Below are 2500 nucleotides of genomic sequence, written 5' to 3' on the forward strand. Positions count from 1 at the left end.
GGATGCGGGGACAGGATTTGAACCTGTGACCTTCAGGTTATGAGCCTGACGAGCTACCGGGCTGCTCCACCCCGCGGTGGTGATGGTTGGATGCTGTTTTGGGACGATCCGGCTGGGTGGTCCGGCGGCGACCTACTCTCCCGCATCTTGAGATGCAGTACCATGGGCGCGGAGGCGTTTCACGGCCGAGTTCGGGATGGGATCGGGTGTGGCAGCCTTGCAATGGCCACCGGGCCACCGAGCCGGATCGTTTTGTTGAGGCAGCATCACTGTGTGGTGTGCTGGATTGGTGATGTTTTGGTTCGAGTGTGGTGTTGGGTGTGCGGATGGGTGCTGCGTGCGGCGAGGTTTTTAAGGCCTCTGCGGTGAAGTGATGTGAGATCAATTGGGTGATTAGGACCGCTCAGCTGCGTCGGTTACCCGACTTCCACTTGCGGCCTATCAACGTGGTGGTCTTCCACGACCCTTGGGGAGACCTGGTTTTGAGGCTGGTTTCCCGCTTAGATGCCTTCAGCGGTTATCCGTTCCGTACTTAGCTACCCAGCGGTGCTCCTGGCGGAACAACTGGTACACCAGAGGTACGTCCATCCCGGTCCTCTCGTACTAGGGACAGATCCTCTCAAGTCTCCAACACCCATGGCAGATAGGGACCGAACTGTCTCACGACGTTCTAAACCCAGCTCACGTACCGCTTTAATCGGCGAACAGCCGAACCCTTGGGACCTGCTCCAGCCCCGGGATGCGATGAGCCGACATCGAGGTGCCAAACCTCCCCGTCGATGTGGACTCTTGGGGGAGATCAGCCTGTTATCCCTAGAGTACCTTTTATCCGTTGAGCGATGGCCCTTCCACGCGGGACCACCGGATCACTAAGGCCGACTTTCGTCTCTGTTCGCGCTGTCGCGCTCACAGTCAGGCGGGCTTATGCCTTTGCACTCAACAGCCGATGTCCGACCGGCTTGAGCCCACCATCGCGCGCCTCCGTTACCATTTGGGAGGCGACCGCCCCAGTCAAACTGCCCGCCACGCAGGGTCCCGGCCCAGGGTAACTGGGCTCGGTTAGATGCCAGAAAGAAACAGGGTGGTATTTCAAGGATGGCTCCGCAGAAGCTAGCGCCCCTGTTTCATAGCCTCCCACCTATCCTACACAGTTCCTTCCTGGCACCACTGCGAAGTTGCAGTAAAGGTTCATAGGGTCTTTCCGTCTGACCACGGGTACCCCGCATCTTCACGGGGAATTCAATTTCGCTGAGCCCATGCTGGAGACAGTGGGGAGGTCGTTACGCCATTCGTGCAGGTCGGAACTTACCCGACAAGGAATTTCGCTACCTTAGGACCGTTATAGTTACGGCCGCCGTTTACCGGGGCTTCGATTCAAGGCTTGCACCTCTCCTCTTAACCTTCCGGCACCGGGCAGGCGTCAGACCCTATACGTCATCTCTCGATTTCGCAGAGCCCTGTGTTTTTACTAAACAGTCGCCACCCCCTGGTCTGTGCCACCCACGCATGGTTGCCCATTCGTGGGTCTCGCTTATCCCGAAGTTACGCGAGCAATTTGCCTAGTTCCTTCAGCATGGTTCTCTCAAGCGCCTCGGTATACTCAACCAGTCCACCTGTGTCGGTTTCGGGTACGGTCTATATGTCAGAGCTATTTCCTGGAGTGATCCGGCAGCCCCTCCAATCCAATAAGGAGGAACAACGGTTCACACTCGTCACTTCTGACAGGCCCAGGAATATTCACCTGGTTTCCATCGGCTACGGCTGTCGCCCTCGCCTTAGGGGCCGGCTCACCCTGCGCGGATTGGCCTTGCGCAGGAACCCTTGGACTTTCGGCGGGAGAGGTTCTCACTCTCCTTGTCGCTACTCATGTCCGCATTCGCACTTCCGATACCTCCAGGCGCCCTCACGGGTCGCCCTTCGCAGGCGTACGGAACGCTCCGCTACCACGCACTATTGCTAGTGCATCCACAGCTTCGGCAGATGACTTGAGCCCCGTTACATTTTCGCCGCAAGACAGCTATTAGACCAGTGAGCTATTACGCTTTCTTTAAAGGATGGCTGCTTCTAAGCCAACCTCCTGGTTGTTTTGGCCGTCTCACATGCTTTCCCACTTAGTCATCATTTGGGGGCCTTAGCTGGTGGTCTGGGCTGTTTCCCTCTCGACAATGGACCTTAGCACCCACTGTCTGTCTGCCAGGTAGCACTCACCGGCATTCGGAGTTCGGTAGGGTTTGGTAGGACTTTGGGTCCCCCTAGCCCTTCCGGTGCTCTACCTCCGGCGGTGTTCGCCTGACGATCTACCTCAATAGATTTCGCGGAGAACCAGCTATTTCCGAGTTTGATTGGCCTTTCACCCCTAGCCACAGCTCATCCCCGACTTTTTCAACAGGCGTGGGTTCGGCCCTCCAGTGCGTGTTACCGCACCTTCAGCCTGGCCATGGCTAGATCACTCGGTTTCGGGTCTTCTACCGGCAACTCAACGCCCTGTTCGGACTCGCTT

Annotated in this window: 1 tRNA gene and 2 rRNA genes (1 of these 3 cut by a window edge); all 3 read right to left on the bottom strand. The window is 57.5% G+C overall.

Annotated features, from left to right (window positions below):
• Positions 1–2: 2 nt before the first annotated feature.
• Positions 3–76, bottom strand: a tRNA-Met gene (locus tag ACFOD4_RS19405).
• A 43-nt stretch (positions 77–119) separates the two neighbouring features.
• A 5S ribosomal RNA gene (rrf, locus tag ACFOD4_RS19410) occupies positions 120–234 on the bottom strand.
• Between the two features lie 138 nt (positions 235–372).
• Positions 373–2500 (bottom strand): 23S ribosomal RNA (locus ACFOD4_RS19415); it runs 609 nt beyond the window's last position.

This window comes from Teichococcus globiformis, from assembly GCF_042646265.1.
In the GTDB taxonomy this organism is placed as follows: Bacteria; Pseudomonadota; Alphaproteobacteria; order Acetobacterales; family Acetobacteraceae; genus Pseudoroseomonas; species Pseudoroseomonas globiformis.